The sequence below is a fragment of the Brevundimonas sp. GW821-FHT02A10 genome (genome assembly GCF_059422025.1).
Genome location: NZ_JBWKWC010000002.1, coordinates 318,685 through 345,298 on the forward strand (window position 1 = coordinate 318,685; position 26,614 = coordinate 345,298).

At 67.9% G+C, this 26,614-nt stretch carries 27 protein-coding genes; 7 read left to right on the plus strand and 20 right to left on the minus strand.

The genetic code is table 11. The features are described 5' to 3' along the window. Positions 1 to 33: 33 nt before the first annotated feature. From AC07U0_RS07985 to ruvC, 4 genes are read right to left on the minus strand one after another with little or no spacing between them, the layout of a single operon-like run. Positions 34 to 921 carry an FtsW/RodA/SpoVE family cell cycle protein gene (locus AC07U0_RS07985; protein WP_494719498.1) on the minus strand — a complete coding sequence of 296 codons (888 nt, stop codon included), beginning with the start codon at positions 919 to 921 and terminating at the stop codon, positions 34 to 36. Further along, positions 918 to 1,952 (minus strand): Holliday junction branch migration DNA helicase RuvB, encoded by a 1,035-nt coding sequence (gene ruvB / locus AC07U0_RS07990; RefSeq protein WP_494719499.1) that lies wholly within the window; start codon positions 1,950 to 1,952, stop codon positions 918 to 920. The genes AC07U0_RS07985 and ruvB overlap by 4 nt, the downstream gene beginning before the upstream one ends. Beyond that, a complete protein-coding gene (ruvA, locus tag AC07U0_RS07995; RefSeq protein ID WP_494719500.1) occupies positions 1,949 to 2,566 on the minus strand; it encodes a Holliday junction branch migration protein RuvA in 618 nt (205 codons plus the stop codon). The genes ruvB and ruvA overlap by 4 nt, the downstream gene beginning before the upstream one ends. Beyond that, on the minus strand, positions 2,563 to 3,093 hold the full coding sequence (gene ruvC / locus AC07U0_RS08000) for a crossover junction endodeoxyribonuclease RuvC (protein ID WP_494719501.1): 531 nt from the start codon (positions 3,091 to 3,093) through the stop codon (positions 2,563 to 2,565). Before ruvC ends, ruvA begins: the two co-directional genes overlap by 4 nt. Positions 3,094 to 3,194: 101 nt before the next feature. On the opposite strand from ruvC, the gene AC07U0_RS08005 reads away from it, so the two are divergent. Then, positions 3,195 to 4,877, plus strand: a complete 1,683-nt coding sequence (locus AC07U0_RS08005) for a M20/M25/M40 family metallo-hydrolase (protein WP_494719502.1) — start codon at positions 3,195 to 3,197, stop codon at positions 4,875 to 4,877. Between the two features lie 12 nt (positions 4,878 to 4,889). On the opposite strand, the gene AC07U0_RS08010 is transcribed toward AC07U0_RS08005, so the two are convergent. From AC07U0_RS08010 to AC07U0_RS08025, 4 genes are all read right to left on the minus strand, one after another. Then, complete coding sequence (locus AC07U0_RS08010; RefSeq protein WP_494719503.1) at positions 4,890 to 5,408, minus strand: hemerythrin domain-containing protein; 519 nt, start codon at positions 5,406 to 5,408, stop codon at positions 4,890 to 4,892. 69 nt (positions 5,409 to 5,477) lie between these two features. Further along, positions 5,478 to 6,821: a hypothetical protein gene (locus tag AC07U0_RS08015; RefSeq protein WP_494719504.1), complete on the minus strand. Its 1,344-nt coding sequence runs from the start codon at positions 6,819 to 6,821 to the stop codon at positions 5,478 to 5,480. 183 nt (positions 6,822 to 7,004) lie between these two features. Then, entirely contained in the window at positions 7,005 to 7,586 is a 582-nt protein-coding gene (locus tag AC07U0_RS08020) for an energy transducer TonB (protein ID WP_494719505.1), read from the minus strand. Beyond that, positions 7,583 to 8,356, minus strand: a complete 774-nt coding sequence (locus AC07U0_RS08025) for a YebC/PmpR family DNA-binding transcriptional regulator (protein WP_494719506.1) — start codon at positions 8,354 to 8,356, stop codon at positions 7,583 to 7,585. Before AC07U0_RS08025 ends, AC07U0_RS08020 begins: the two co-directional genes overlap by 4 nt. A 251-nt stretch (positions 8,357 to 8,607) precedes the next feature. Between AC07U0_RS08025 and AC07U0_RS08030 the strand changes: the two genes are divergently transcribed. Next, positions 8,608 to 8,811 carry a hypothetical protein gene (locus tag AC07U0_RS08030; RefSeq protein WP_494719507.1) on the plus strand — a complete coding sequence of 68 codons (204 nt, stop codon included), beginning with the start codon at positions 8,608 to 8,610 and terminating at the stop codon, positions 8,809 to 8,811. Between the two features lie 7 nt (positions 8,812 to 8,818). On the opposite strand, the gene AC07U0_RS08035 is transcribed toward AC07U0_RS08030, so the two are convergent. After that, complete coding sequence (locus tag AC07U0_RS08035; RefSeq protein ID WP_494719508.1) at positions 8,819 to 9,253, minus strand: acyl-CoA thioesterase; 435 nt, start codon at positions 9,251 to 9,253, stop codon at positions 8,819 to 8,821. 197 nt (positions 9,254 to 9,450) lie between these two features. On the opposite strand from AC07U0_RS08035, the gene AC07U0_RS08040 reads away from it, so the two are divergent. The 3 genes from AC07U0_RS08040 (at position 9,451) to AC07U0_RS08050 (ending at position 14,153) form a co-directional block, all read left to right on the plus strand. Further along, complete coding sequence (locus tag AC07U0_RS08040) at positions 9,451 to 10,587, plus strand: zinc-dependent alcohol dehydrogenase family protein (protein WP_494719509.1); 1,137 nt, start codon at positions 9,451 to 9,453, stop codon at positions 10,585 to 10,587. 54 nt (positions 10,588 to 10,641) lie between these two features. Then, the gene (gene recQ, locus AC07U0_RS08045) at positions 10,642 to 12,522 is read left to right on the plus strand and encodes a DNA helicase RecQ (RefSeq protein WP_494719510.1); all 1,881 of its coding nucleotides are present in this window, start codon (positions 10,642 to 10,644) and stop codon (positions 12,520 to 12,522) included. A 104-nt stretch (positions 12,523 to 12,626) separates the two neighbouring features. Continuing rightward, positions 12,627 to 14,153 (plus strand): S41 family peptidase, encoded by a 1,527-nt coding sequence (locus AC07U0_RS08050; protein WP_494719511.1) that lies wholly within the window; start codon positions 12,627 to 12,629, stop codon positions 14,151 to 14,153. Between the two features lie 3 nt (positions 14,154 to 14,156). Here AC07U0_RS08050 and AC07U0_RS08055 read toward each other — a convergent pair whose 3' ends face one another. Further along, entirely contained in the window at positions 14,157 to 14,963 is an 807-nt protein-coding gene (locus tag AC07U0_RS08055) for an alpha/beta fold hydrolase (protein ID WP_494719512.1), read from the minus strand. 226 nt (positions 14,964 to 15,189) lie between these two features. On the opposite strand from AC07U0_RS08055, the gene AC07U0_RS08060 reads away from it, so the two are divergent. Further along, positions 15,190 to 15,714, plus strand: a complete 525-nt coding sequence (locus AC07U0_RS08060; protein WP_494719513.1) for a hypothetical protein — start codon at positions 15,190 to 15,192, stop codon at positions 15,712 to 15,714. A 57-nt stretch (positions 15,715 to 15,771) separates the two neighbouring features. Here the strand turns inward: AC07U0_RS08060 and gyrB are convergent, their stop codons facing one another. From gyrB to rpsT, 6 genes are all read right to left on the minus strand, one after another. Then, positions 15,772 to 18,210 carry a DNA topoisomerase (ATP-hydrolyzing) subunit B gene (gyrB, locus tag AC07U0_RS08065; protein WP_494719514.1) on the minus strand — a complete coding sequence of 813 codons (2,439 nt, stop codon included), beginning with the start codon at positions 18,208 to 18,210 and terminating at the stop codon, positions 15,772 to 15,774. A 150-nt stretch (positions 18,211 to 18,360) separates the two neighbouring features. Beyond that, positions 18,361 to 19,500, minus strand: a complete 1,140-nt coding sequence (gene recF, locus AC07U0_RS08070; protein WP_494719515.1) for a DNA replication/repair protein RecF — start codon at positions 19,498 to 19,500, stop codon at positions 18,361 to 18,363. Beyond that, the gene (locus AC07U0_RS08075; RefSeq protein ID WP_494719516.1) at positions 19,497 to 20,021 is read right to left on the minus strand and encodes a hypothetical protein; all 525 of its coding nucleotides are present in this window, start codon (positions 20,019 to 20,021) and stop codon (positions 19,497 to 19,499) included. Before AC07U0_RS08075 ends, recF begins: the two co-directional genes overlap by 4 nt. Further along, entirely contained in the window at positions 20,014 to 21,132 is a 1,119-nt protein-coding gene (gene dnaN / locus AC07U0_RS08080; protein ID WP_494719517.1) for a DNA polymerase III subunit beta, read from the minus strand. Before dnaN ends, AC07U0_RS08075 begins: the two co-directional genes overlap by 8 nt. 307 nt (positions 21,133 to 21,439) lie before the next feature. Beyond that, positions 21,440 to 22,891: a chromosomal replication initiator protein DnaA gene (gene dnaA, locus AC07U0_RS08085; protein ID WP_494719518.1), complete on the minus strand. Its 1,452-nt coding sequence runs from the start codon at positions 22,889 to 22,891 to the stop codon at positions 21,440 to 21,442. Between the two features lie 530 nt (positions 22,892 to 23,421). After that, the gene (rpsT, locus tag AC07U0_RS08090) at positions 23,422 to 23,691 is read right to left on the minus strand and encodes a 30S ribosomal protein S20 (RefSeq protein WP_207870537.1); all 270 of its coding nucleotides are present in this window, start codon (positions 23,689 to 23,691) and stop codon (positions 23,422 to 23,424) included. A 275-nt stretch (positions 23,692 to 23,966) separates the two neighbouring features. Between rpsT and AC07U0_RS08095 the strand changes: the two genes are divergently transcribed. Next, positions 23,967 to 24,527, plus strand: a complete 561-nt coding sequence (locus tag AC07U0_RS08095; protein WP_494719519.1) for a cell wall hydrolase — start codon at positions 23,967 to 23,969, stop codon at positions 24,525 to 24,527. A 6-nt stretch (positions 24,528 to 24,533) separates the two neighbouring features. Here AC07U0_RS08095 and AC07U0_RS08100 read toward each other — a convergent pair whose 3' ends face one another. From AC07U0_RS08100 to AC07U0_RS08115, 4 genes are all read right to left on the minus strand, one after another. Further along, positions 24,534 to 25,322 (minus strand): enoyl-CoA hydratase-related protein, encoded by a 789-nt coding sequence (locus AC07U0_RS08100; protein ID WP_494719520.1) that lies wholly within the window; start codon positions 25,320 to 25,322, stop codon positions 24,534 to 24,536. 89 nt (positions 25,323 to 25,411) lie between these two features. Next, the gene (locus AC07U0_RS08105) at positions 25,412 to 25,627 is read right to left on the minus strand and encodes a helix-turn-helix transcriptional regulator (protein ID WP_494719521.1); all 216 of its coding nucleotides are present in this window, start codon (positions 25,625 to 25,627) and stop codon (positions 25,412 to 25,414) included. Continuing rightward, complete coding sequence (locus AC07U0_RS08110; RefSeq protein ID WP_494719522.1) at positions 25,627 to 26,103, minus strand: hypothetical protein; 477 nt, start codon at positions 26,101 to 26,103, stop codon at positions 25,627 to 25,629. Before AC07U0_RS08110 ends, AC07U0_RS08105 begins: the two co-directional genes overlap by 1 nt. Beyond that, positions 26,103 to 26,591: a hypothetical protein gene (locus AC07U0_RS08115; protein WP_494719523.1), complete on the minus strand. Its 489-nt coding sequence runs from the start codon at positions 26,589 to 26,591 to the stop codon at positions 26,103 to 26,105. The genes AC07U0_RS08110 and AC07U0_RS08115 overlap by 1 nt, the downstream gene beginning before the upstream one ends. Positions 26,592 to 26,614: the final 23 nt, after the last annotated feature.

The following is a 26,614-nucleotide window of genomic DNA, read 5'->3' on the forward strand; positions in this document are numbered from 1 at the left end:
ATGCAGGGGTTCGGCGGCGAGGGGAAGCGTCCGCTATCGCACCCGCGAAACGATCGTCCAGTTCGGCGCAGGCGTGGCCCGGGCGCGCGACAGGACCAGGCCCAGCGACACCAGCCAACCGACAACAAGGGAGGCGCCGTACCCGACCACCGGGGCCGGATAGTTGCCGAACAGATTGCCCGCGACCAGTCCGATCCACAGGCCCGCGAGACCGGTCGCCACAGCGTGTTCTCCGCCCTTCGCAGCCCTGATCGCGAACGGCAGGGGCAGAAGGATCAACATCAGACCCGCCGCGATACCGACGGCGGGATTGGCCGCAAACGCTTCGGGCACGATGCGCTCGACATGGGCCACGGCCGGCAGCGCATCGGCGCGGGTCCAACTCCAGACGGCGGCCGCCAGCGCCATCAGCAGGGCCGTGACATCGGGCGCCGCGACCCTGCCTCGCACCACAGCCAATGCGATCAGCGCGAGCAGCAAGGCCGTCGCCGAGGCCGCGTCCGGCTGGATCGCCAGCACCACCGCAAAAGCCCCGGTCAGGGCTCCCGCCCACCAGTTGGTCCGCGTGGCGGCCAGAGCCCAGACCACGAACGGCAGGACGATCGAGGCCGGCTGAAGCACGACCGGTCCAAGGGCGATCCAGCGATGCACGCCCGGTCCGGCGTCTCCCAGCGTTGCGAACAGCAGGGCCAGACAGACGCCGATCAGCACCGCCGCCGCCTTCGCTCCCGGCCGCCAGGGATTGAAGGCCAGCCCCAAGGCGATCAGGGCGCCGACGGCCAGCGCCCCTGCCTGAATGATCAGGGCCGAGGGCGGACCGCCCGCCAGCCGGATCGCGACCAAGCCGACGACGGCGGTCACCACCGCTTGAGCGGCCACAGCACCGACCGACCGCGCGTGATCCAGAGGAGAGCCGCTCACTCGAACAGATCACCCACGCCCGAAACCGGCGGCTTCGGCGGTTCGGTCAGGCCGAGGTGGCTGTAGGCGCGGGCGCAGGCCATCCGGCCCCGCGGGGTGCGCTGGATGAAGCCCTGCTGCAGCAGATAGGGCTCGATCACATCCTCGACGGCGTCGCGCGCCTCGGCGATGGCGGCGGCCAGGGTGTCCATCCCGACCGGCCCGCCGCCATAGTGCTCGATCAGGGCCTTGAGGAAGCGGCGGTCGTTGGAATCCAGCCCTGCCTCGTCGATCTCCAGCCGCGCCAGCGCCCGCGCCGCCACCAGTTTCGTGACCGTCTTCGCGCCCTCGGCCTCGGCGAAGTCGCGCACCCGGCGCAGCAGACGACCGGCGACACGCGGCGTGCCCCGGGCCCGCGATCCGATCTCTCGCGCGCCCTCGTCGTCGATGCTGACGCCCATCTTGCGCGCCGCCCCGGTGATGACCCGCACCAGTTCTTCGGGGGTATAGAATTCCAGCCGCAGCGGAATGCCGAACCGGTCGCGCAGAGGCGTAGCCAGCAGCCCGGCTCGCGTCGTCGCCCCGACCAGGGTGAAGGGCGCCAGATCGATGCGCACCGAACGCGCCGACGGCCCCTCGCCGATGATCAGGTCCAGCACATGGTCCTCCATCGCCGGATAGAGGATCTCTTCGACCTGCGGGGCCAGCCGGTGGATCTCGTCGATGAACAGGACGTCGCGCGGTTCGAGGTTGGTCAGGATGGCGGCCAGGTCTCCGGCCTTGGCCAGAATGGGCCCCGAGGTGGCGCGGAAGCCGACGCCCAGCTCCTTCGAGACGATCTGCGCCAGGGTCGTCTTGCCCAGACCCGGAGGCCCAAACAGCAGGACGTGGTCCAGTGCCTCGCCGCGTGCTCGGGCGGCGTCGATGAAGACCTTCAGATTGCCCTTCGACTGCTCCTGCCCGACGAACTCGGCCAGCGTCTGGGGCCGCAGCGCCCGGTCATAGGCCTCGCCGGGCGCGGGCTGGGGCGAGATGATGCGGTCGTCGGTCATCGGCCGAGTTCCTGCAGCCCGGCGCGGATCACGGCTGACAGATCAGCATCCTCGCCCAGACGGATCAGGGCCTGATCGACGGCGCGGCGGGCGTTGACCTCGGCGATGCCCAGACCCAGCAGGGCCGAGACGGCCTCGCCGGCGATGCTGGGCGTCGGTGGCGCGACCTCGACGTGAACGCCGGGCGCCGTCGGGGTGAAGGTGACGTCGCCCAGCGGCTTGCCCTTGAGCTCGGTGACGATACGCAGAGCGAGTTTCGGCCCGACCCCGTTGGCCCGGCCGATCGCCGCCTTGTCCTCGCGCGCCACGGCGCTCGCCAGCTCGCCCGGCGGCAGGACGTCCAGCACCGACAGGGCCGCCTTGGGGCCCACGCCCTGGATGGCCAGCATGGTGGTGAAGGCGCGGCGTTCGTCACGGGTCAGGAAGCCATAGAGGCGCGGTCCCGCATCCTCGCTCCACTGCGAATGCACATGCAGGGTCGCCTCGTCGCCTGGCGCGGGCAGCCGCCCGAGCGTCCGAGATCCACAGGCCACCACATAGCCCACACCCGCGCAGTCGATCAGGCAGTGCCCCTCCTCGACCTCGGCCAGAACCCCTCTCAGACGACCGATCATGCTGCGCCCCTCAGGTTTTCGAGCAGGGTTCGCTTGCGCAGTTGCGCATGGGTGATGGCGACCGCCAGCGCATCGGCCGCATCGGCCTTCACATCGCCGGACGCCGGCATCAGCCGCTTCACCATGAAGGCGATCTGGCCCTTGTCGGCATGGCCGGCGCCGACCACGGCCTTCTTGATCAGATTGGGCGAATATTCCGCGACCGGCAGGCCGCAGCGGGCCGGGGCCAACATGACCGCCGCCCGGGCATGGCCCAGTTTCAGGGTCGAGGCCGGGTTGACGTTGACGAAGACCTCCTCGATCGCCGCCTCTTCGCAGGCGTGGGCGGCGCAGATTTCGCCCACCGCTTCGAGCAGATGCAGCAGCCGTTCGGCGAAGGGCGCGCGCTCGTCCGGCGCCACGACGCCATGGGCGATCCAGCGCAGCCGCGAACCCTCGGACACGATCACCCCCCACCCCGTCCGGCGCAGGCCGGGGTCGAGTCCGAGGATGCGGACGGGGCCGTTCTGAATCATCGCGTTCGTCATTCGTTCCGTTCATGCCTCAAACGGAGTTACCGAACAATGACTGGATGCTGGCGCTGGCCTAGGGACCCGCTACTGTCACCGGAAACAGGGAGACGGGGATCATGAGCAGTGCAGGCGCCAGTGCGGCGGTGGCCGCTTCGATGCGGGCCGAGAAACGCATCGTCCAGACGCTTCGCAACGCCAATGCGACCTCGCCCGAGACGGCCGTCGCCCTCGCCGAAGGCCGTCTGATCCAGCGCGGCGCCCTGCGGCGTCTGATCAAGCGCAACGCCGTCATCGAGGCCGCGCCGAACACCTTCTGGCTCGACGACGCCGCCTATGACGAGATGAGAAAGTTGCGCACCAGCCGGATCATCCTGACGATGTTCGGCCTCGCCGCCCTTCTGATCATCCTGGCCACCGTGACCATCGCCAAGGCCGATACGCCCCAGACCCCGGCGCTGCGTCCCGATCAGGTCGAGTTCCGTGGCCTCTACAAGGAGCTGGTCGAGACCAACACCACCCTGTCCGAGGGCAGTTGCACCCTGGCCGCCCAGCGCATGGCCGCACGCATGGTCGCCGCCGGTTATTCCGAGGCCGACGCCCGCGTCGTCATCCCCGAGGACCAGCCCAAATTCGGCTCCCTGATCGCCACCCTGCCCGGCACGGACGCCTCGGCGCCCGCCATGCTGTTGCTGGCCCATATCGATGTGGTGGAGGCGCGGCGCGCCGACTGGGAGCGCGATCCCTTCGTCCTCGTAGAGGAGAACGGCTTCTTCTATGCGCGCGGCGCTTCGGACGACAAGGCCGAGGCCTCCGTCTGGGTCGACAGCCTGATCCGGTTGAAGCAGCAGGGTTTCCAGCCGCGCCGGACCATCAAGATGGCCCTGACCTGCGGCGAGGAAACCAACGACAACTGGAACGGCGTCCAGTGGCTGCTCGAGCACCATCCCGGGATGCTTCAGGCCGGCTTTGCCTTGAACGAGGGCGCGGGCGGCCAGCTCGACGCCAACGCCAACCGCATCGCCCTGAACGTCCAGGCGGGTGAGAAGGTCTATCAGGACTATACGCTGGAGCTGACCAACCCCGGCGGCCACTCGGCCCGGCCGAGGAAAGACAACGCCATCGGGGCCATGGGCGCCGCGCTGGACCGGCTGGTGCAGCATGACTTCCCGCTTGAGCTGTCACCGGTCACCCGCGCCTATTTCACCGCCATCGCCGAGACCACCCCCGCCAGCGCCGCCGACCTGCACGCCCTGACGGCCAGCCACGTGCCAGACGCGGCGGCAGCCGCCCGGCTCGGGGCCGCCAATCCGGTGTGGAACGCCATGATGCGCACGACGTGCATCCCGACCCTGATCAACGGCGGCCATGCGCCGAACGCCCAGCCGCAGAAGGTCACGGTCAACGTCAACTGCCGCATCCTGCCCGGCCATTCGATCGCCGAAACGCAGGCCGAGATCGCCTCGGCCCTCGCCAATCCGGCCATCACCATCAAGACCATCGGCGAGCCCAGCCCGACCGCGCCGGCTCCGCCCCTGACCCCCGCCATTCTCGATCCGATCAAGGCGGCGGCGGCGAAGCTGTGGCCCGGTGTGCCGGTTGTCCCGACCCTGTCGACGGGGGCCACCGACGGCCGCTTCACCAATGCGGCGGGAATCCCGACCTATGGCGTCACCGGCATGTTCACCGATCCGGATGGCAACGGCGTCCACGGCCTGAACGAGCGACTGCGAGTCCGCTCACTCTACGAAGGCCGCGACTTCCTGTTCGAGCTGATCAAGCTCTATGCGGTGCAGGAATAGGAGAGACGCGGCTCAGCCGTGCTTCTCGATGTAGGCCTCGGGGTCCTTGTTGACCGGCTTGATGCCCATCAGGTGATCGGCCTCGAAGGCGGCGAACTGGACGGCCAGCTCATGCCGCTTGGTGATCGGGGCGTTGCGGCGGAAGTCGGTCAGGCCCTGACGTTCCTCCTCGCCCATATGCTTTGAGTTGACGATATTGGCCTTGCCGACCGCCTCGATCCATTCGGCGGTGCCGATCGTCAGTTTGTTGGCCGCCTTGACCGCGTCGCGCAGCTTGTTGTGGTCCTCGATGGCGTCCTCGGTCTCGCCCTCGACCGTGCCGTCCTCGGCGTCATTGGCGCCTTCGCCGCGCTTCAGAAGCTCGGGATAGAAGAACCGCTCCTCGGCCTCGGCATGGACGTCCAGAAAGGCCGACAGCCGGCCCCAGACCTTGGTCAGGGCGTCGATGTCCTTCGGGTCGATCTGTTCCAGGATGGCGAACAGCCGCCGTTGCTCGGCGTGGTCGTCGAGGATCAGCTGGGTGATGTCCATGGGCGGGGTCCTTGCGTCAGAGCCCGGCTTTAACCCGGGCCAAGCTCTACGGTTCCCGCCCCGATGGTCTCAGCCGACGAGGGCCTGAACCGACCCGTGGCTTTCCGTCGCCGCCGGACGGCCGCCGCGCTCGCGACGGGCTGCATCCAGAGCCGCCGCCGACATCGCGGCCTCAGCGCGGGCGCCTTCGACGTCCGCGCGCAGGGCGGTGATCTGCTGCAGCCAGCCCTCGGCCTTGGTGTGGTGGTCTTCCTGAACCGCCGCCAGCTTGGCCTGGATCTTCAGCATCCGGTCCTCGGCGCGGGCGATGGCCTTGTCGTGGGTCGAGGCGGCCTTGGTCAGGGTCTCGGCGCGATCCACGGCGGCGAGGCGGGCGACCTCCATCCCGGCCAGACGCTGGCGCGTGTCCTCGACTTCGCTTTCCAGACCGCGAATGCGCTCCAGGGCGCGATCCAGGCTGATCTGCAGCTGCTCGCCCTTGCGCTCGGCGCCGTGCGACCCGGCCTGCAGCTCGCTCAGGCGAGAGGCCTGTTCGGTATTCAGAACCTCCAGCCCGTTGGCGCGGGCGGTCGCCGTATCCAGACGCGACGACAGCGAAGCGATCTCGGCACGGGCGGTCTCGGTCTGGTTTTCCAGCACCCGCATGTTGCGGGCCGTCTCGCTCTGTTCCGACGCCGCGCGGGCGCGTTCGGTGGCCAGCAGGCCTTCGCTGGCGGCGGACGAGCGGGCCAGGGATGCGACCTCGGCTGAAACCTCTTCCATGCGGCGGCGCAGGACGGTGTTTTCCTCCAGCACCAGGGCGTGGTCGCGCTGGGTCTGGGCGCGGCCGTTCTCGGACTCGGTGCGTTGGGTCTCGGCCTGCTTCAGCTGGGTGCGCAGGGAGTCCTGATCCTGTTCCAGCTCGCGGATGCGCTGGGTCGCTGCGCGCTCGGCGATCTCCAGCGCATCGACTTTCGACGTGGCCAGCGACAGGTCGCTGCGCAGGCGGTCGGTCTCGATGCGGGCTTCCTGCAGCGAGGCGGACTGTTCGCCGTTGCGGGCGGTCAGGTCTTCGACCCTGGCCTCGGCCTCGCTGAGGGCGGCGGCCAGCTTGCGGGCCTCGGCGCTGGCGGTTTCCAGACGCTCGGCGGCCTCGCCGTGCGCGACGCGCAGATTGATCAGCTCGACGTGATTATCGCGGCGCGAGCGGAACTCGGCTTCCAGCGGATCGCGCAGCTGGACCAGCAGGCTTTCAAACGTCCCGAACTTCTGGGCCATGTCCGACAGTTGGTCGAGGCTGTCCTGGATGGTTTCGAACCGTTCGCCGATGACCCCGGCGGCGTCCTGGCCCACGGCGGCTTCGGTCTGATTGGTCGCAGTGGCGCGTTCGCCCTTGCCGTTACGCGACAGAACCCGGTCGATCCTGGACAGCATCGTCTGCACTCCGATTGGTGGACAACCTTCGGGAGGCGGCCTCCTGACAAGGCCTTCAAACGAATCGGACTCCCGGCGCCCCCTTCAACCAAACGTTAACTTCCGCCTTCCGACGAGTCGATACGGGGAACCCCGCGCGTCTGGGGACAATCGGACGCAGGACTGGACAGTCCGCTCCCCGTATCACAGGCGGAAATTGACCGAGAACCGAACCATGCCTGCGGTGGGAACGCCATCGATGGTCCGGGGCCGGAGGCGCCCGCGGGCGGCGCCCGTCACGGCCGCCTGACCAAAGCCGACGCCGGCCGGCGTTTCGCTCCGGATCCAGCAGGATTCGATAATACCCTCGGCCGACACCGGGCATTGCAGCTCGACCCGTCCGGCCTTGACGCCCTTCTCCATGGCGAGACGCGGAAAGGACGGCTCAGGATGGACGATCCAGGCCGGATTGACGACGACCGCGCCCTCACGGGCCAGCCTGCGGCCCGACGTCTCCGGCGGCTGCCCCGGCAGGGGCGCGACAGGCTCTTCGTTCGCCTCGGGCAGGTCGACGACGACGGTCGTTTTCCACCACTTGTCCAGCACATGCCCCAGCGGGCCGAATCGGAGCACCAGGATCGGCAGCCCGGCCAGAGCCACGGCAAAGGCGATGGCCCCGCACCAGGCCAGAAGCCCGACCCAGTCGAAGCCTCGTCGTGCGGCGGCGCCCGGCCCTTGCGGCTCCGGCGCCTCCCGCTCCGCGATGTCGCCCCCCGGCGTCGTCACCCGGCGTATTTCGCCAGGTCTTCGTCCGAGATGTCCTCGTTGGAATAGACCGAGGAGACATCGTCCTCGGCGTCCAGCGCGTCGAGCAGCTTCATCAGGGTGCCGACGGCCTCGCCGGTTACCGGCACTTCCGACTGGGGCTTCCAGACGATGGCGGTCGACTTGGCGTCGCCCAGCACCTTGGACATCGCCTCGGCGACGTCGTTCAGGTCCTCGAAGGTCGTCCAGATGGTGTGGCCCGGCGCGTCCTCATAGATGTCGGGCTTGACCAGGTCGCTCTCGACATCCTGGGCGCCGGCCTCGATGGCGGCCTCCATGACGGCATCCTCGGTGCCGGCCTCGGCCGGGTAGATGATCTGGCCGACCTTGTCCCACATGAAGGCGACCGAGTTCATCTCGCTCAGCGCGCCGCCGTTCTTCTTGAAAGCCGCACCGATGTTCGAGGCCGCGCGGTTACGGTTGTCGGTCAGGGCCTCGACGATGATGCCGACGCCGCCGGGGCCCCGGCCCTCGTAGCGGACCTCTTCCATCGTATCGACGTCGCCGCCGGCGGCCTTGTTGATGGCGCGGGCGATCACGTCCTTGGGCAGGCTTTCCGCCTTGGCGTTGTTGATGGCCAGACGCAGGCGCGGGTTCAGGGCCGGATCGGGCATGCCGTTCTTGGCCGCCACGGTGATGTCGCGCGACAGTTTGGAGAACAGCTTGGAGCGCACCGCGTCGGCGCGACCCTTGCGGTGCATGATGTTCTTGAACTTGGAATGGCCGGCCATGAAAGTCTCTTGGTAGTGGGCGCTATGCTCGCAACGCGGTCGCTCGCGACTTGAGCGCCGGTGGCGTTGGTTCTGACCGGCGCGTCTAGCCGATGCGCGACCGACTGTCACGACAGACCCCGTTGCGCGCGAACCACGGAACCGCCAAGTCAGACACGGATTTAGGCATCACCACGCATTCAGGCACTGGCGCTCAAGTAGCGAGGCTCCGCGAGCCGAGCGATAGCGCCCACAAAGAAGAGCTCTTTCCCATGACCGGACCCGATTACGCCGCCGAAGCCGCCGGTTACGAAGACGACGATCTCGACGAAGCCGACATCATCGAATGGTATGAGGCGCGGCCCGTCACCGTCTCGACCGCCGTGGCTACGGGCTCCATCGTCGCCGCCTTCGCGCTCGGCGTCGTGACGGCCGCCGGCGCCGTGCTGCTGGCGCGCTACCTCGACGAGGACTGAGACCGCCTCAGTCGGCCTTCAGATTGTCCACCACGGCCTTGAGCTTGGGCGGCAGCGGCTTGGGCCGGCGGGTCTCGGCGTCGACGTAGACGTGGACGAAATGACCGATGGCCGCAGGAACGCTGACGCCGCGGCGAAAGACGGCGAAGCCGTATTTCACGCTCGAGGTGCCGACGTGGTCGACCTTGATCCCGACCTCGATCACGTCCGGAAAGGCCAGGGACGAGGTGTACCGGCAGCCGCTGTCGACCACCAGGCCGATCGATTCCGTCAGGGCGTCGGCGATGATCAGATGGGCGTTCACCGCCGAGTCGACGAACTCATAGAATTTGGCGTTGTTGATATGGCCGTACTGGTCGTTGTCGGCCCAGCGGGTCGAAACCGTGTGGTAGGCCTTGTAAGTCGCCCGATCGGCCAGAGGCCCTTCTTCCCGGATCGCCATAGGTTCCTCGTCCTCTTTTTTAGTGCGCCAGCGCTCGGCCCGCGGGGCCTCGCTACTTGAGCGCAGGGGGTTTCTTGCCTCTGGCGGGACAAACCGGGGGACGCCCTGCCAGCGGAGCTGTTCGCGGAACGACGCTCGGGCTTGGCCGACGTCGCGTCAAGCGCCTATCGAGAGGTCATCGATCACGAGGCCGCCAGATGACGATCACCACCCGAGCCGCCGTTCTCCGCGCCATGGGCGCCGCCCATCCCTATGCCGACAGTCGTCCGTTGTCGGTCGAAACCGTGACCCTTGACCCGCCCGGCTCCGGCGAGGTGCTGGTGGCGATCAAGGCGGCGGGCTTGTGCCACTCCGATCTCAGCGTCATCAACGGCGACCGCCCTCGCCCCCTGCCCATGGCGCTCGGGCATGAGGCCGCAGGGATCGTCGAGGCGCTCGGCGACGGGATCACCGATCTCGCCGTCGGCGATCATGTGGTCATGGTCTTCATGCCGTCCTGCGGCCACTGCAACCCCTGCGCCGAGGGCCGCCCGGCCCTGTGCGAACCCGGCGCCGTCGCCAACGGCAAGGGCGAGCTGCTCTCCGGCGGCAAGCGCATCCACCATGAGGGCGAGGCGCTGAACCACCACCTTGGCTGCTCGGCCTTCGCCGACCGCGCGGTCGTCTCGCGCCGGTCGCTGGTCAGGGTCGATCCGGAATTGCCGCTGGATGAGGCCGCCCTGTTCGGCTGCGCGGTCCTGACCGGGGTGGGCGCTGTCGTGAATACGGCGGGAATCCGCGCGGGCCAGAGCGCCGTGATCGTCGGTCTCGGCGGCGTGGGTCTGGCCAGTGTGCTCGGCGCCCTGGCCTCGGGCGCCTCGCCGGTCGTCGCCGTGGACCTGTCCGAGGACAAGCTGGCGCTGGCCCGCACCCTGGGGCCCGTCCAGACCGTCAACGCCGCCGATCCGGACGCCGTCGAACAGGTGCGCAAGCTCACCAACGGCGGCGCCGACTTCGTCTTCGAAATGGCCGGCTCGGTCCGGGCGCTCGACGCCGCCTGGCGCATGACCCGGCGCGGCGGAACCACCGTCACCGCCGGCCTGCCCCCGCCCGACGCCGCCCTGCCCGTCAATGTCGTGTCGCTCGTCGGCGAGGAGCGGACGCTGAAGGGCTCCTACATCGGCACCTGCGTCCCCAGCCGCGACATCCCCCGCTACGTCGCCCTCTATCGTCAGGGCCGCCTGCCCGTGGACCTGCTGATGAGCGGCAAGATTCCGCTGGAGCAGATCAATGAAGGCTTCGACCGCCTGCACGCCGGTCAGGTCGTGCGCCAGATCGTCACCTTCGAGCCCTGATCCCGCGCTCAGTCCCGGCGTGACACCCCGGAACGGATCGGGCACAAGCGCCCGATGCCCGCCGAATCCGCCTCCCTCGCCAAACCTGCATCCGCGGGCATGGATGACGCGCGCGAGCTGCTGCACCGCGTCTGGGGCCACCCTGACTTTCGCGGGCTTCAGGCCGATGTCGTCGCCGAGGCCTTGGCCGGGCGCGACGTCCTCGCCGTCCTGCCGACCGGCGGCGGCAAGTCGGTCTGCTACCAGATCCCGGCCATCCTGCGCCCCGGCCTCGGCCTCGTCGTCTCCCCCCTGATCGCCCTGATGACCGATCAGGTCGAGGCGCTGAAACAGCAGGGCGTCGCCGCCGCCCGCCTCGATTCCGGCGTCTCCATGGACGATCGCTCGGCCATCTGGCGCGCCGCCCGCGCGGGCGAGCTGGACCTGCTCTACGTCTCCCCCGAAGGTCTGGCCCAGCCGCACCTGATCGACCGGCTGCATGAGCTGCCCCTGTCGCTGATCGCCATCGACGAAGCCCACTGCGTGTCCCAGTGGGGCCACGACTTCCGTCCCGATTACCGGACGCTGGGGAAGCTCGCAGAGCTGTTCCCTGGCGTGCCGCGCATCGCCGTCACCGCCACCGCCGACGCCCGCACGCGCGAGGACATCGTCCGCTCCCTGCGCCTCGACGCGGCCGAGGTCTTCGTCGACAGCTTCGCCCGCCCGAACCTGCAGCTCTCGGCCGTGCGCAAGGAGAATGCGTCGCGCGCCCGCACCGACGCCGCCGTCATCGATCTGGTGCGTCAGCGGCGCGGCAAGTCGGGCGTCGTCTACTGCGGCTCGCGCGACGGGTGCGACCGCGTCGCCCAGGCGCTCAGGGACGCCGGGACCAACGCCATTGCCTATCACGCCGGCATGGGCACGGACGACCGCGACAAACGCCTCGCCCGCTTCCTCGCCGAGGAAGGCGCCGTCATGGTCGCGACCATCGCCTTCGGCATGGGGGTGGACAAGGCCGACGTCCGCTTCGTCATCCACGCCGATCCGCCCGGCTCGCTGGAGGCCTACTGGCAGGAGATCGGCCGGGCGGGACGCGACGGCGAACCGGCCGAGGGCATCACCCTTTACGGCCCTTCCGACATCGCCTGGAACCTGCGTCGCCTCGACAGCCGCCCCATGCCCGAAGAGGTCAAGGCGGTTCAGGTGGGCAAGGCGCGACGCCTGTTCGCCATGCTGGACGGAGCGATCTGCCGGCCCCAGGCCGTGCGCCGCTATTTCGGCGAGACCGATGCGGGCGTCTGCGGTGTCTGCGACGTCTGCAGCGATCCGCCCGCTCTCTATGACGCCACCGTCCAGGCCCAGAAGGCGCTGGCCGCCGTCCAGCGTCTTGGCGGGCGTTTCGGCCGCAACCGCGTCATCGATCACCTGCTGGGCAAGACGAAGGACGTCCAGCCGTGGGAAAGCGACCTCTCCACCTGGAGCATCGGTCAGGACGTATCGCAGAACGGCTGGCGCGACATCGTCGACCACCTGCTGTTCGAGGGCCTGCTGCTGGAAGACCCGAATGACGGCAAACCGCTGGTCGGGCTGGGCGACCCCGAGGCCGTCCGCGCCGTCTACCGCGGCGAGCGGGCCATCGAAGTGCGTCGCGTCCCGGCCGCCTCCCTCACGGGCCGGGCCGAGCCCCGCCGGGCCCGCAATGACCGCAACGCCGCCGTCGAGGCTCTGGACGCCGACGTCCGCGCCCGCTTCGAGACCCTGCGCGCCTGGCGTCGTGACCGCGCAGCAGAACAGCACGTCCCGCCCTATGTCATCTTCCAGGACAAGACCCTGCTGGAAATCGCCATTGTCGAGCCCGGCTCCCTCGACGCCCTCGGCGCCGTGTCCGGCGTCGGCCAGTCCAAACTGGATCGCTATGGCAAGGGGTTGCTGGAGGCCCTGCGGGCCGCAGGCTGACGCAATCAGCCTGGGCTGCCGGCGTCCAAATGACGAAAGCTTAACTGGCGCATCGCCCGCCCGCTTGCCACCTCCCCCGCCTGACACTGGTTGAGGGATTCGAGATGAAACGGCTTCTGGCGACGGGCGTGGCCTGTCTGGCGATGGCGAACGCCGCACAGGCCCAGGTCTCACAAGCTGTATCCGCAGAGGCTCCGCCCCCGGCGCCTCGCCCCATGGACCAGCCGCGCGACTGGTCCGCGACCCTGACCCAGGATGCGACGGCCCTGCACGACCTGATGGTGGACAGCCACCCCGGCGCGCAGGATCCCCTCAACCCCGCTTTCCGCCCCCGCCTGGATCATGGCCTGACCGTTGCGCTGGAACGGGCGCGGACCACCACCGACGCCGGCGGATGGTGGTGGGCCCTGCGCGCCTATGTCGCCGACTTCGAGGACGGCCACGTCGCCATGAACGTGACACAGCCGAACTTCGGGTTCGCCACGCGCTGGCCGGGCTTCCTGACGATCTATCGCGGCGCCGATCAGGTGGTCTCCGACCGTGACGAAGGCGACGCGACGACCCCGCCGCTTGGAGCCAGACTGATCGACTGCGATGGCGTCGCGGCGGATACCCTGGCCGAACAGCGGATCGGCCAGTTCCGGGGACGCTGGTTCCTGGAATCCCAGCGCGTCCTTTACGGCGACTGGCAATTTCTCGGGTCGCAGAATCCCTGGATCAACGAACTGCGCCAGTGCCGGTTCGAGGTCGATGGCGCGACCCGCAGCTATGCCCTGAGCTGGCGCGCGACCCCCGACGATCTGAATGCGCGCCGGGCCAGACTGGCGCAGCGCGCCCATCCCGACTTCGGGCTCAGGCCGCTCGACGACGGCGGCTTCTGGATCTCGACGCCATCGTTCAACGGCGATCCGGCGAGCGAGGCGCACGCCAGCCTCACCGCCCTGATGGCCGACCTGAACGCCCGGCAATCTGCCCTGCGCGCAGCCCCATATCTGGTTCTGGATCTGCGCGGCAACGGCGGCGGCACCTCGGGCTGGGGCGAACTGATGGCGCAGGTTCTGTGGGGCGACGACTGGATGGGCGCCCATGTCCAGTCCGGTTCGGACGCCGTGGACTGGCGCGCCTCGGACGGCAATATCGCCCGGATTTCGGAGCTCCTCGCCCAGTTTCGCGCCTCGAACAGTCAGGCCGAATACATCACCTGGGCAGAAACCACCCTGAACGGCATGAAGGCGGCCAAGGCCGCCGGCCAGCCCTACTGGCGTAGTGCAAACGGGGAACCCTCAGGTCAGGAGACGGCCGCGCCGCCTCCCGCGCCCCGACTGTTGGCGGGTCAGGTCTATGTGCTGACGGATTCGCTCTGCGCCTCGGCATGCCTGGACACCGTCGACATCTGGAAGGCGGCCGGCGGCATACAGGTCGGGCGCGAGACATCCGCAGACACCGTCTACATGGACATTCGCGAGACGGTCCTGCCCAGCGGGCTGGCCAGCATCGCCTTGCCGATGAAGGTCTATCGCGGCCGGGTGCGAGGCAATAATGAACCTCACAAGCCCGCCCATGTCTTCGAAGGGGACATGGCGGATGACGCGGCCGTGCTGGCCTTCATCCGCGGGATCCAGCCGGACTGACCCTCAGTCCAGAAACCGGTCCAGCGCCGCATAGAAGGCCGTCGGCCGGTCCAGCATGACCATATGCTCCGCCCCCTCGATCCGCTCGAAGGTCGCCGGCGTCCGCAGGCTGGCGTAGCTGGCGCGGAACAGGCCGTCGACATGGGCGCGCGGCGAGGCGTCATCCGGGCTCCAGCCATAGACGACCGTCACCGGCGCGGTGATGTCCGGCAGACGATGGCGCAGGTCGGTGGTCATGACCTCGTACAGGCTCTGGGCCAACATCGCCCGGTCGCCGCCCTGCCAGCCCATCGAGCTGAACAGACTGTTCGACGCCCCACCCAGTTGATCGCCGATGGCTGTGCCCTGTTGCCGCAGCGCCTCGTCGCCGAGGAACATCAGGGCCTGATAGGCGATCCGGGCCAGGGGCTCGACGTCGCCGACCGTGGCGCCCTGGCTGATCAGCGACGGGAAGAAGGGGGCGGCGTCCACCACCATCACCCGGCCGATCTGGCCGGGGGCGTCCGCCGCCATCCTCAGGGCGATCAGCCCGCCCATCGAATGGCCGATGACCGCCGGACGATTCATGTGCTGCAAGGCGATATAGCGCCGGATCTCGCCGGCCACGGGGCCGATGATGGTCCCCTGGGCGTTGGCTCCAGCAGGAATCTGCCCAAAGCCGCGCAGTGAGACCAGGTGGACGCGATAGTGGTCATCCAGCCGATCCGCCGTGCGGCGCCAGACCTCGCTGGTCGAGGCCAGGCCGGGGATCAGGATCACGTCCGGCCCCTGCCCTCGGGTCTCGACAACAATCCGGTCGGACTGGAACACAGGCGGATTCCCCGCCTGGGGCGCGGGCGGAAGCGGCGCCCGGGCCATGGCCGGACCGGCCATGAAGACGAGGAGAAGGAGTAGCCATCGAGTCATGGGCTGACGTAACGCGCGAAGATGGCCGAAGTCGCTCAATCCCATATTTCGACGGTCTCCAGGCGCTTGCAAACCGTCCCGCACAGGGATGATATTCGCTTCACGTCAGGGAGAGATGGGGAAACACCATATGAAGACGATACTGCAAATCGCGGCGCTCACGGTCGGCCTCGTCGTCGCCGGAACCGCCTCAGCCCGGGATGCGGCCCAGAGTACGGGGCCCGCGGCGACACCCGCCCAAACCGCTGAACCGGCTCCGGCCCCGCCTCCGGCTCCGGAGTCCGCCGAGGACTGGAACCCGTTCTCGCGCAGCGACGTGAAGATCTATCTGACCGACGTCAAAGGCTTCGTCACCACGGATGGCGTGATCAGCGCCACCGTGGCCAAGGTCCCGCTGACCGGCGGCGCCAGCGACTACGGCTACTCTGCCGATCAGATCGAGGTGCGCTGCTCGGCCAAACAGTCGCGGCTCGTCTATTCGATCGAATACGGCGCCAATGGCGTTCAGACCGACCGCTTCGACGAACCCGAGGAATGGGCCGTCTACGCGCCGGACACGCGCGACGCCTATCTGGCCCAGCTGGTCTGCGACGGCGACCGCACCACGAAGAGCTACCCCTCGATCAAGGCTTTCATCGACGGCGGACGCCAATAGGGCGACACTACGGAGGCGATCCGCAGGTTCAGCCCGCGGATCGCCTGCCGGTGATGATCAGACGTCCACCGCCGCGTCCAGGGCGTTAGCCTGGATGAACTCGCGGCGCGGCTCGACCACGTCGCCCATCAGCTTGGCGAACAGGTCGTCGGCGTCTTCCTGGTGCTCGACCGAGACCTTCAGCAGGGTGCGGGCGTTGGCGTCCAGCGTCGTCTCCCACAGCTGTTCCGGGTTCATCTCGCCCAAACCCTTGTAGCGCTGGATGGCCAAGCCCTTCTTGCCCGCGTCGAGCACGGCGTTCAGCAGGTCGATGGGGCCACGGATGGTCGTGGACTTGTCCTTGCGGCGATAGACGGCGGGCTTGTCGAATACGCCATCGAAGGCATGGGCGCGTTCGGCCAGACGGCGGGCGTCCAGCGAGCGCAGCAGAGCCTCTTCCAGCACGATCGTCTCCGACACAGCGCGGCGGACGCGGTTGAAGACCACCGCCCCCTGCACGCCGGGCTCGCCCGACCAGTCACCGTCGCCCTCTTCGGCATAGAGGTTCAGGCGGGCGGCGGCTGCGGCCGGGTCCCCATGGTCCTCGGCGAACAGCCCGGCCAGGGCCGACTGCTCCACCGCGAAGGCCGGAGCGCGCTGCGACAGACGGTCGGCCAGGGCCTTGAACGCCTTGGCCTCGCGCACCAGGGCCTGCAGGTCCTGACCCGTGCGGCGCTCGCCGGTGGCCAGATCCAGTTCGGCTTCCGACGACCCTTCCTCGATGAGGTAGGAGTCCATCTCCGCCTGATCCTTCAGGTAGCGGGAGTTCTTGCCCTTGGAGACCTTATAGAGCGGCGGCTGGGCGATATAGACGTGCCCGCGCTCGATCAGCTCCGGCATCTGCCGGTAGAAGAAGGTCAGCAGCAGGGTCCGGATGTGGGCGCCGTCGACGTCGGCGTCGGCCATCAGGATGATCTTGTGATAGCGCAGCTTGTCGGCGTTGAAGTCGTCGCGCCCGATGCCGGTGCCCAGCGCCAGGATCAGGGTCCCGATCAGCTCGGACGACAACATCCGGTCAAAGCGCGCGCGCTCGACGTTCAGGATCTTGCCGCGCAGGGGCAGGACCGCCTGGTTCTCACGGTTGCGGGCCTGTTTGGCCGAGCCGCCGGCGGAGTCGCCCTCGACGATGAACAGTTCGGACTTGGCCGGATCGCGTTCCTGGCAGTCGGCCAGCTTGCCGGGCAGGCTGGAGATATCCAGCGCCGACTTGCGCCGGGTCAGGTCGCGGGCCTTGCGCGCCGCTTCACGGGCGGAAGCCGCCTCGATGATCTTGGCGACGATGGCCTTGGCCTCGACCGGGTGTTCCTCGAACCATTGCGACAGGCCCTCGGTGCACAGGCCCTCGACGGCCGGGCGCACTTCGGACGAAACCAGCTTGTCCTTGGTTTGCGACGAGAATTTGGGATCCGGCACCTTGACCGACAGGACGCAGGTCAGGCCCTCGCGAGCGTCTTCGCCAGACGGCGCGACCTTCTCCTTCTTGAGCGCCCCCGAGCTTTCCATATAGGCGCCCATGACCCGCGTCAGGCTGGTGCGGAAGGCCGACAGGTGGGTGCCGCCGTCGCGTTGGGGGATGTTGTTGGTGAAGCACAACATCGTCTCGTGGTAGGAATCATTCCACCACAGGGCCATGTCGATCTCGATATTGTCCTTCTTGCCGCGAATGACGATCACGTCCTTCAGCAGCGGTGTCTTGGACTTGTCGAGGTGGCGCACGAAGGCCTCCACGCCGCCCTCGTAGTGCAGCAGGATGTCGATCGGCTCGGCGCCGCGATGGTCCTGCAGCTTGATGACCACGCCCGAGTTCAGGAAGGCCAGTTCGCGCAGCCGGTGCTCCAGCGTCTTCAGGTCGAAGTCGATGTGGCTGAACGTGGTGACCGACGGATAGAAGGTGACCTGGGTGCCCGACAGGACCTTGCCGTTGTCGCGCAGGGGAGCGTCGCCCGTGACCTTCAGGCTCTCGACCGTGTCGCCGCGCTCGAACTTCATCTCGTGGCGTTTGCCGTTGCGGAAGATGACCAGCTTCAGCCAGTCCGACAGGGCGTTCACCACCGAGACGCCGACGCCGTGCAGACCGCCGGAGACCTTGTAGGAGTTCTGGTCGAACTTACCGCCGGCGTGCAGCTGGGTCATGATGACCTCGGCCGCCGAGACGCCTTCCTCGGCGTGGATGTCGACCGGGATGCCGCGGCCGTTGTCGGTGACGGTGACCGAGCCGTCAGCGTTCAGGATCACTTCGACCAGATCGGCGTGACCGGCCAGGGCCTCGTCGATGGCGTTGTCGACGACTTCATAGACCATGTGGTGCAGGCCGGAGCCGTCGTCGGTGTCGCCGATGTACATGCCGGGGCGTTTGCGGACAGCGTCCAGCCCCTTGAGAACCTTGATGGATTCCGCGCCGTAGGCGGCTTCTTCGGCCGTATCTTCGTGACGGGCGTTTTCGTTCTGGTCGGTCATTCAATCGTCCGGAGACGCGGGCGTCCAAGGGGATGGCGAACGGCCATCCGGCCCGCAGGGAAGAGCTTTCAGAGACCCGCCGATTCAGGCGGATTCGATCTGTCGTTTATATAGGAAAACCCACACGAAAAGCGAGGGAAAGCGGAGGGTTCAGCCCTCGGTCGAAAGGCTTCCACCCTCGACCCGGACGAAGCGCGCACGGCCCTTCAGATCCTCGAACAGAACGGCCTCGGTGCCGGTCATGAAGGCCTGCAATTCCAGGGCGACGATCTCGTCGAACAGGGCCGCGCGACGGTTGGCGTCGAGGTGAGCCGGAGCCTCGTCCAGCAGCAGGACGGGCGAAGCGCCGCCCTCCGCTTTCAATCGCACGATCTGGGCCAGGATCAGGTTCAGGACCAGCGCCTTCTGCTCGCCCGAAGACCCCTCGGCGGCGGGCCGGTTCTTCTCGCGATGCAGGGCCGTCAGGTCGGAGCGGTGGGGACCGTACAGCGACCGGCCGGCGGCGGCGTCGCGCCCACGCGAGCGCACCATGCCCTCGCGGATCACGGCGGCGATCGCGGCCTCGTCGGCGCCGGACACGGCCAGCCCCTCAGCTTCACCGGAGAGGCCCAGATCGGCCTGGGGGAAAGGACGGTCGCCGCGCGCGTCGATACCCGCCTGCAGGGCCTCCAGAGCGGTCGCACGGGCCATCGCCGCGCGAGCGCCGCTGTCGGCCAGCCGCAGCTCGAGCGCATCGAGCCACAGGGGGTCGGCTTCCCGGCCTTCCGCCCCGTCGGTCAGCAGCCGCAGCCGCTCGCGCAGGGCCTTCTCATAGGCCGAGACCGTCGCCGCATGGGCGGGGTTCGCCGCGAACACCAGCCGGTCGAAGAATTTCAGCCGCTCGGCCCGGGCGTCGGAGAACAGCCGGTCCTGCTCGGGCGTCGCCCAGACGGGCCGCAGATAGTCGAGCAGCCGCCCCGGCGGCGCCGTCTCCCCGTCGATGCGCACGATGCGCCGCGCCGCGCCCGCCGACTGAACCCCGGTGCCCAGCTTGATCTCATCCCCATCGCCTGCGTCCAGCGTCAGGGCCACGGCCCAAGCCCGGCCGCCGGCCTCGCCCGGTTCGCGCCGCCCCATCTCGACCGCCGTCGCCCCGCGCAGGCCGCGCCCGGGCGTGAACAGGCTCAGCGCCTCCAGCAGATTGGTCTTGCCCGCCCCGTTCGGCCCATGCAGCACCACCGGCCCCGCCCCCACGGGCAGGGTCGCGCTCGCATAGGAGCGGAAGTCGGTGAGGGTGAGGGCAGTGATCAAGAGTACCGGACCCGCCAGCGCTCAAGCGTGTCGCACAGGATTTCGGGCGACATCTCCCACCCCGAGCCGATATCCTCGTCCATCGTCCGGTGCATGACCGCGCCCATGCGCATGGCTTTCCACCAGGAGACGTTTTCACGGATAGCCTCCTCATCGTAATTCCAGCCGACGAGGGGATGCATCCGATCCGGCAGGCGCTCGATCCGGAACCGCTCGACGTCCGCCCAGCGCACCTTCACCCTGAGATCCTGCGAGAGAACCTCCAGCCCCCACGATGAAAGAAAAAGCCGCTCGTTCAGGATCAGGCTGTGGATCGAGGCCCCGATCAGGAAGAGCATCATAAGGGGGAAGACGCAGAAGAGCGCGGCGCGGTAGTCCCAGAACCAGACGCCGATCGACCAGAGCATTCCGATCAAACCCAGCTGAATGGCCAGCCCTGCGCCGCCGATCCAGATTCCCGAAGTCCGTCGCCACAAGGGCTTGCGAATGACGAGGACCTCGGGGCTTTCAGCCTCAGACACGCAGCGGCATCAGAACGTACTGCACGCCCGGATCGCCCGGATCGAGGACCAGGGTCGGGCTGGCCGGGTCGGCGAACATGAAGGTGGCGTTCTCGCCGGTGATCTGGCCGGCGACGTCCAGCAGGTAGCGGGCGTTGAAGCCGATCTCGAAGGGCTCTTCGGAATAGCCGATCTCGACCTCCTCGACGCCCTGGCCGGCCTCCATGTTGCGCACCGTCAGGGTGACGCGGTCCAGTTCGAACGCCAGCTTCACCGACCGGCTCTTTTCAGCCGAGATGGTGGCCACGCGGTCGACGGCCTTGGAGAACATGGCGTTGTCGATGTCGGCCTGTTTGTCATTCCCCTTGGGAATGACCCGCATATAGTCGGGGAAGGCGCCGTCGATGACCTTGGAGGTCAGGCTGGCCTGACCGAACTCGAAACGGATCTTCTGCGGCGAGACCTGAACCTCGACGGGGCCGGTTCCGTCATCCAGCAGACGACGGACCTGATCGATGGTCTTGCGCGGCACGATCACGCCCGGGCCGCCTGCGGCGCCCTCGGGAGCAGGGGTCTCGGCCAGGGCCAGACGGTGGCCGTCGGTGGCCACGGCGCGCAGCAGCGGAATGCCGTTGTCGGCGACCGTGTGCAGGTACAGGCCGTTCAGATAGTAGCGCGTCTCTTCCGTCGAGACGGCGAACCGGGTCTTGTCGATCAGGCGGGCCAGATCCTCCTTCATCAGGCTGAACCGGGCGCCCGAGGCGTCGGTCGACATGACGGGGAAGTCGCCCGCCGGCAGGACCGGCAGGTTGAAGCGCGAACGCCCGGCCGAGACCGTCAGCCGGGGATCGTCGCCGTTATAGGTCAGGGAAACCTCGGCGCCGTCCGGCAGCTTGCGCACGATCTCGAACAGGGTGTGGGCCGGGGCGGTGATCTGGCCCTCGACCTGGACCACGGCGTCGGCCCGGTCGATCATCTCCATGTCCAGATCGGTCGCGGCGAACGACAGGCTGTCGCGCCCGGCGCTGAGCAGGACGTTGGACAGGATCGGAATGGTGTTGCGGCGCTCGACCACGCTCTGCACATGCCCGAGGGCCTTCAGGAGCGCGGATCGTTCGATGGTCAGCTGCATATCGTCTTATCGCCCGGTCGCGACGCGGAATCGCAGCGTCGCCTTACAGATTGGCCCGTGACACTAGCGGATTGGGTGAAAGGGGCAACGGGTGTCACCCCCTATCCCCCATCAAGACCCCTGATCAGTCCGCCAAAGCGACCGGATCGAAGGGCTCCGAGCCGGTCAGGGCCTGTTTCGCGCACTCGGCATGGGCGGCGAAGCCCTGCTCCGCCGTAGCATCCCAGAGATTTTGCACCGATATCCGGACCGCGTGAGGATCCGAAGGGGCGATACCCTCACCGCAGCGAAGGCACTGCCATTCCATTCAGCCCCGCAGCTTCCGCGTCAGGGCTTCCACGTCGCGGGCGATCTGGTCGTCGGCGGGCAGCAGTTCCTCGATCTTGCGCACGCCGTGCAGGACGGTGGTGTGGTCGCGCCCGCCGAAGCGACGGCCGATATCGGGATAGGAGCGGGTCGTGTGCTGCTTGCACAGATACATGGCGATCTGGCGCGGACGGGCGATGGCGCGGGTCCGGCGCTCGCTGAGCAGATCGGCCTGCTTCATGTTGAAGTGTTCGGCGACGGTCTTCTGGATCTCGTCGACGGTGATGCGGCGCTCGGGACCGCCACGCAGGGCGGCGCCCAGCAGGCCGGCGGCCTCATCCACGCCCAGGCTCGACAGGCGTGAACCGGCCGCGGCGGCCAGGGTGTTGACGGCCCCTTCCAGCTCACGGACCGAGCCGGGGGTGCGGTCGACCAGTTGCTCCAGCACTTCGCGGGGCGCCTCGCCCTGGACCACGCCCATTCTGGCGAAGGCGGCCAGGCGGTTCTGGGCGACGGCGATCTTGAGAGCGCGGTCGGCGGGCTCGACCGGGCAGGTCAGGCCGGCGGACAGGTGGCTGCGCAGGCGCGGCTCGACTTCCGACAGGGCGGTGGGCGGACGGTCCGCCGACAGCACGATCCGCTTGCCGTCCTCGATCAGGGCGGTGAGGGTCGAGAGCAGCTCTTCCTGGGTCGAAGCCTTGCCGCCCACGAACTGGACGTCGTCCAGCAGCAGCATATCGGCCGAACGCAGGCTTTCCTTGAAGGCGGCGGTCGAGCGGTCCTGCATGGCGCGCACGAAGGTCGACAGGAAGCGTTCGGCGGTCAGATAGACCACCTTGGCCTCGGGCTTGAGGCGCTGGGCCTCCCAGGCGATGGCGTTGAGCAGGTGGGTCTTGCCGTAGCCGTAGGGGCCGCAGAAGAAGACCGGATTGAAGTGACCGTCGGCCCAGCTGGCGACCTGTTTGGCGATGGCCAGGGCGAAGGCGTTGCCCTGCCCTTCCACGAAGCTGTCGAAGGTCAGGCGTTCCTGCAGGCCGGCGGCGCGCACGGCGCGGGCGCCGTCGGCGACGGGAGCCACGGTAGCGACCGGAATGGCAGCAGCGGCGACAACGGTGTCAACGACGCCCTGAACCACGGCGGTCGCCGGGGCCGGTGAGCCGACCTCGGCACGGCAACGGACCTCCAGACGACGAGACAGGCCGTCCAGGCCCAGCCACAGCTCGTTCATGCGACGCAGGGCGTTCTTGCGCACCCAGTCACGGGCATAGGCGGTGGGGGTGACGAGGATCAGCTGGCCGGCGCCGTCGGCGCGGACCGCCGAGGGCGCGATATAGGAGCTGAAGGGGCCTTCGCCGATTTCCGCGCGCAGACGGCCCGCCGCCTCCGTCCAGATCCGATCCGGGTCCGTCATGCTCGTCACTGCCAAGCCCCCCATCGTTAAGCCACCCGCCATAAAAAAGTCATCCGATCCCGGCGTCCTTCTGACGTCGGTCACACACCCTCATCCCCCACGTGGGTCCGGCAAATTCAGGGACGCATTGTCCTGTCCCGCGAAGCGTGTGCTTCAACGGGCCGGGTGCGGCCTATCGGTTTGACGTCTCCCGCCGACTGGAACCTCGTTCCCGCCGTCTTCATCCGTGTGGGGATGGAAGTGCGTTAGAACCCAAAACTTACGCTCGGCGGCGGGAGGGTCAACGCTGATTCGAACGTCGATTCGTACTTAAATTGTTTGACTCCGCTAAATCCAAACCCGGCTTGGGGAAATGCGGATTTCACCCGACAGGCGAGCATGGATTCTCCTGTGAACAGTTAGCGACAGACGTGCAAACGGCGAGGCAACCGAAGCTGCCTCGCCGTTGAATTCATTGGATTTTACAATGACGGTTCGAAAAAATCCGATCCGTATGCATCCAGACCGCAAGCTTGACCGTAGGGCATCCTACGAAAGTTAACGGACCCGTTTAACGGGCGCCGGAACCTGTATCAGGCAGCCGACATCTTCTTGAGCTGGGCAGCCAGGCGGCTGACCTTGCGCGAGCCCGTGTTCTTGTGAACCACGCCCTTGGTGACGGCGCGCATCAGCTCGGATTGAGCGGTGATGAAGGCGTCCTTGGCGGCGCCGGCGTCGCCCGCCGTGACCGCTTCCTGGAACTTGCGCAGGAAGGTGCGGACGCGCGTGCGGCGCGCCTTGTTGACTTCGGTGCGGGCGGCGATCTTACGGATCGCCTTACGGGCGCCGGCGTTGTTGGCCATCGGTAAACCTATGAGACGGAAAACGCCGCGGAGCACAGTGTCCACGGCGCGGAAATCTGAAGAGGCGCGGCTATAGCTGAACCCGCGGCAGGGGTCAACGCGAGTCCGTCGCTGTCTTGCGATCATATCGACCGCCCCCGCCTTGGAACAGTCCGCGGAGCCGGACCGGGGCCTCCGGACTTCACCCGAGACGCCCCTCAGGATGGCGAGGGGAGCCCTTTCGGGGTCTGGTGCGTTTCCGTGCCCCGGGGGCTGTTCGGAAGGAACCTTGAGATATGAAACGCACCGCTCCCGTTCTGGCCGCCGTCGCGGCCCTGCTGGCCGGGCCGACCCTGGCCCAGCAAAGCAGCACACCCGCGCCCGCGCCGGCCGACAACGTCTCGGCGCTGCTCGGAGCGCCCGCCCCCACCCCGGGCTCACAGACCCGGACCCAGGCCGCCGCCTCAACCAACGCGGCCCTTGAGTTGAAGGGCGAGACCAACGCCCCGGCTCCGGATTCCGAGCAGAACCCGGTCGAGGTCTCGATCACCCAACGCCTGAACGCCCAGGTGGCCCAGCGCAACGAACTGGCCGACCAGACCGACCAGGCCAACGCCGCCGCCTATTCCGAGGCGGTTCATGAGTACAAGGAACAGAAGGCCGACGTTCAGGCCGAGACCGAGCGTCAGCAGATCGACGCGCAGATCAACGCCCAGTCGCGCGCCGAGTACAACGCCGAGCAGGAAGACCGCTACCAGAAGGCCATGGCCGACTGGCGCGCCACCGTTGCGGCCTGCGACCGTGGCGACACCGCCCGCTGCAACGCCGGCTCGATGCCGGCCCGCCCGGGAAGCTGAGCCGGCCTAGGAGCCCTTGAACTCCGGCTTCCGCTTCTCGACGAAGGCCGCCATCCCCTCCTTCTGATCGTCGAAGGCGAACAGGGAGTGGAACAGGCGGCGCTCGAACTGCACCCCTTGCGTCAGCGTCGTCTCGAGGGCGGCGTTGACCATCTCCTTGTTGGCCATGACGGCCAGCGGGCTCTGGGCCGCAATGCGGGCGGCGATCTTGCGCACTTCGTGCATCAGCTCGGCATGGGGGAAGACGCGCGAGGCCAGTCCTGCGCGCTCGGCCTCGGCGGCGTCCATCATCCGGGCGGTCAGGACCATGTCCATGGCCTTGGACTTGCCGACCAGACGCGTCAGCCGCTGGGAGCCGCCGATGCCGGGCGCGACGCCCAGATTGATCTCCGGCTGGCCGAACTTCGCCTTGTCCGAGGCAACGATGAAGTCGCACAGCATGGCCAGTTCGCAGCCGCCGCCCAGGGCAAAGCCGTTGACCGCCGCGATGATCGGCTTCCTGAACCGGGTGATGCGGTCGTGACCCAGGGCGAAATAGTTGTTCGCATACATCTGGGCATAGGTCTGGTCCGCCATCTCCTTGATGTCGGCGCCGGCGGCGAAGGCCTTTTCGCCCGATCCGGTCAGGATCAGGCAGCGCACGCTGTCGTCGCGCTCCACCGCATCAAGGAAGTCGGCCAGATCCTTGAACAGGGCCGAGTTCAGGGCGTTCAGCGCCTCGGGCCGGTTCAGGGTCACCACCGCATAACCGTCGGCGTGGCGTTCGATCAGGATGTTGTCGTAAGCGTCGGACATCGGGGGCTCCTTATATGCGCCCTGCATACAAAGGCCGACGGGGGCGCGAAACCCGCGATCGTGCAAGCGAGGCCGGCGAATGTGCGGCCCTATCCCTCCCACTCGAAGACATCGGTGATCGGCACGCCGAACACCTTGGCGATACGGAAGGCGGCCTCGAGGCTGGGCGAGTATTTGCCCTGCTCGATGGCGACGATGGTCTGGCGGGTCATGCCGATCCGCTCGGCCAAAGCCGCCTGGGTCATCTCGGCCGCATGGAAACGCAGCTCGCGGATGCGGTTTTTGATCGGAGGGGGCGCCGCCATCAGAGGGCGCGCCGATGCAGAACGAGCACCGTCGCCGACTTCAACATCTCGGCCAGAACGATGGCCAGCAGCAGGCCACCGGCCATGACCATGGTCGGGTTCAGCGCGCCAGCCGGAACAAGTCGATAGTTCCCGAGCGGCAGACCCACGCCGATCACCACCGCGCAGAGCAGGGCCACGACCGCGACGGCCACGATCAACAGACCGTAGGCCAGCGTCGCCGCCCGTCCCTCGATCAGCCGCTCCCGTTCATCGACCACGGCCCAGGCCAGAGGGTGGTCACGCAATTGCATGAGGACCGAGAGGCCGAACTGGGCCGCGAGGCTCACCGCCACCGCCTCGACGAACAGAGCCACCGGCCAGCGGCCGAGTTCGTCGCCGAGCAGCGCATGCCATCCGACCAGCGCCGCATAGCCGCTCCAGATCGCCGCACTGACGATCAGACTGATCCAGGCCTTCTTCTCCGAGACGGTCATCAGCGCAGTCCCCGCAACAGCATCAGGGTCACCCCGGCCCGCACCAGTTCGGTCAGGACCAGACAGGCCAGAAGCACATTGGCGAGGGCCACCATCAGATTGCCGTTGACCGAGAAGACCGCGCGCCCGCCCACCATATTGTCGTCAACCACCCCGGCCAGCCAGGAGGCGGCAGAGACGCAGAAGATCAGGCCGATCAGCGCCATCAGGGCGATGTGGCTCGCCTTGAGCGCGGCGTGGATCTCGCGCTCGTCCTTCATCTTCCGCTCGGCCCTGGGCGTGATCGCCGTGGCGATGAAGGTCAGTATCGCCTCGATCAGCACCACCAGGATCAGACAGCCGAGGAAAGCGATGCTGAGCGTCGCGGTGAAGTGGTCGTCCGTCCGCCAGCCGGCGGTCAGATGCCGGGCCACGAACCAGAAATACCAGCCCCACACCGCCACGCTGGAAACGATGCTGACCCACAGATGCTTTTCACGAAACGACATGAGGCCTCCTCGACCGCACGGTG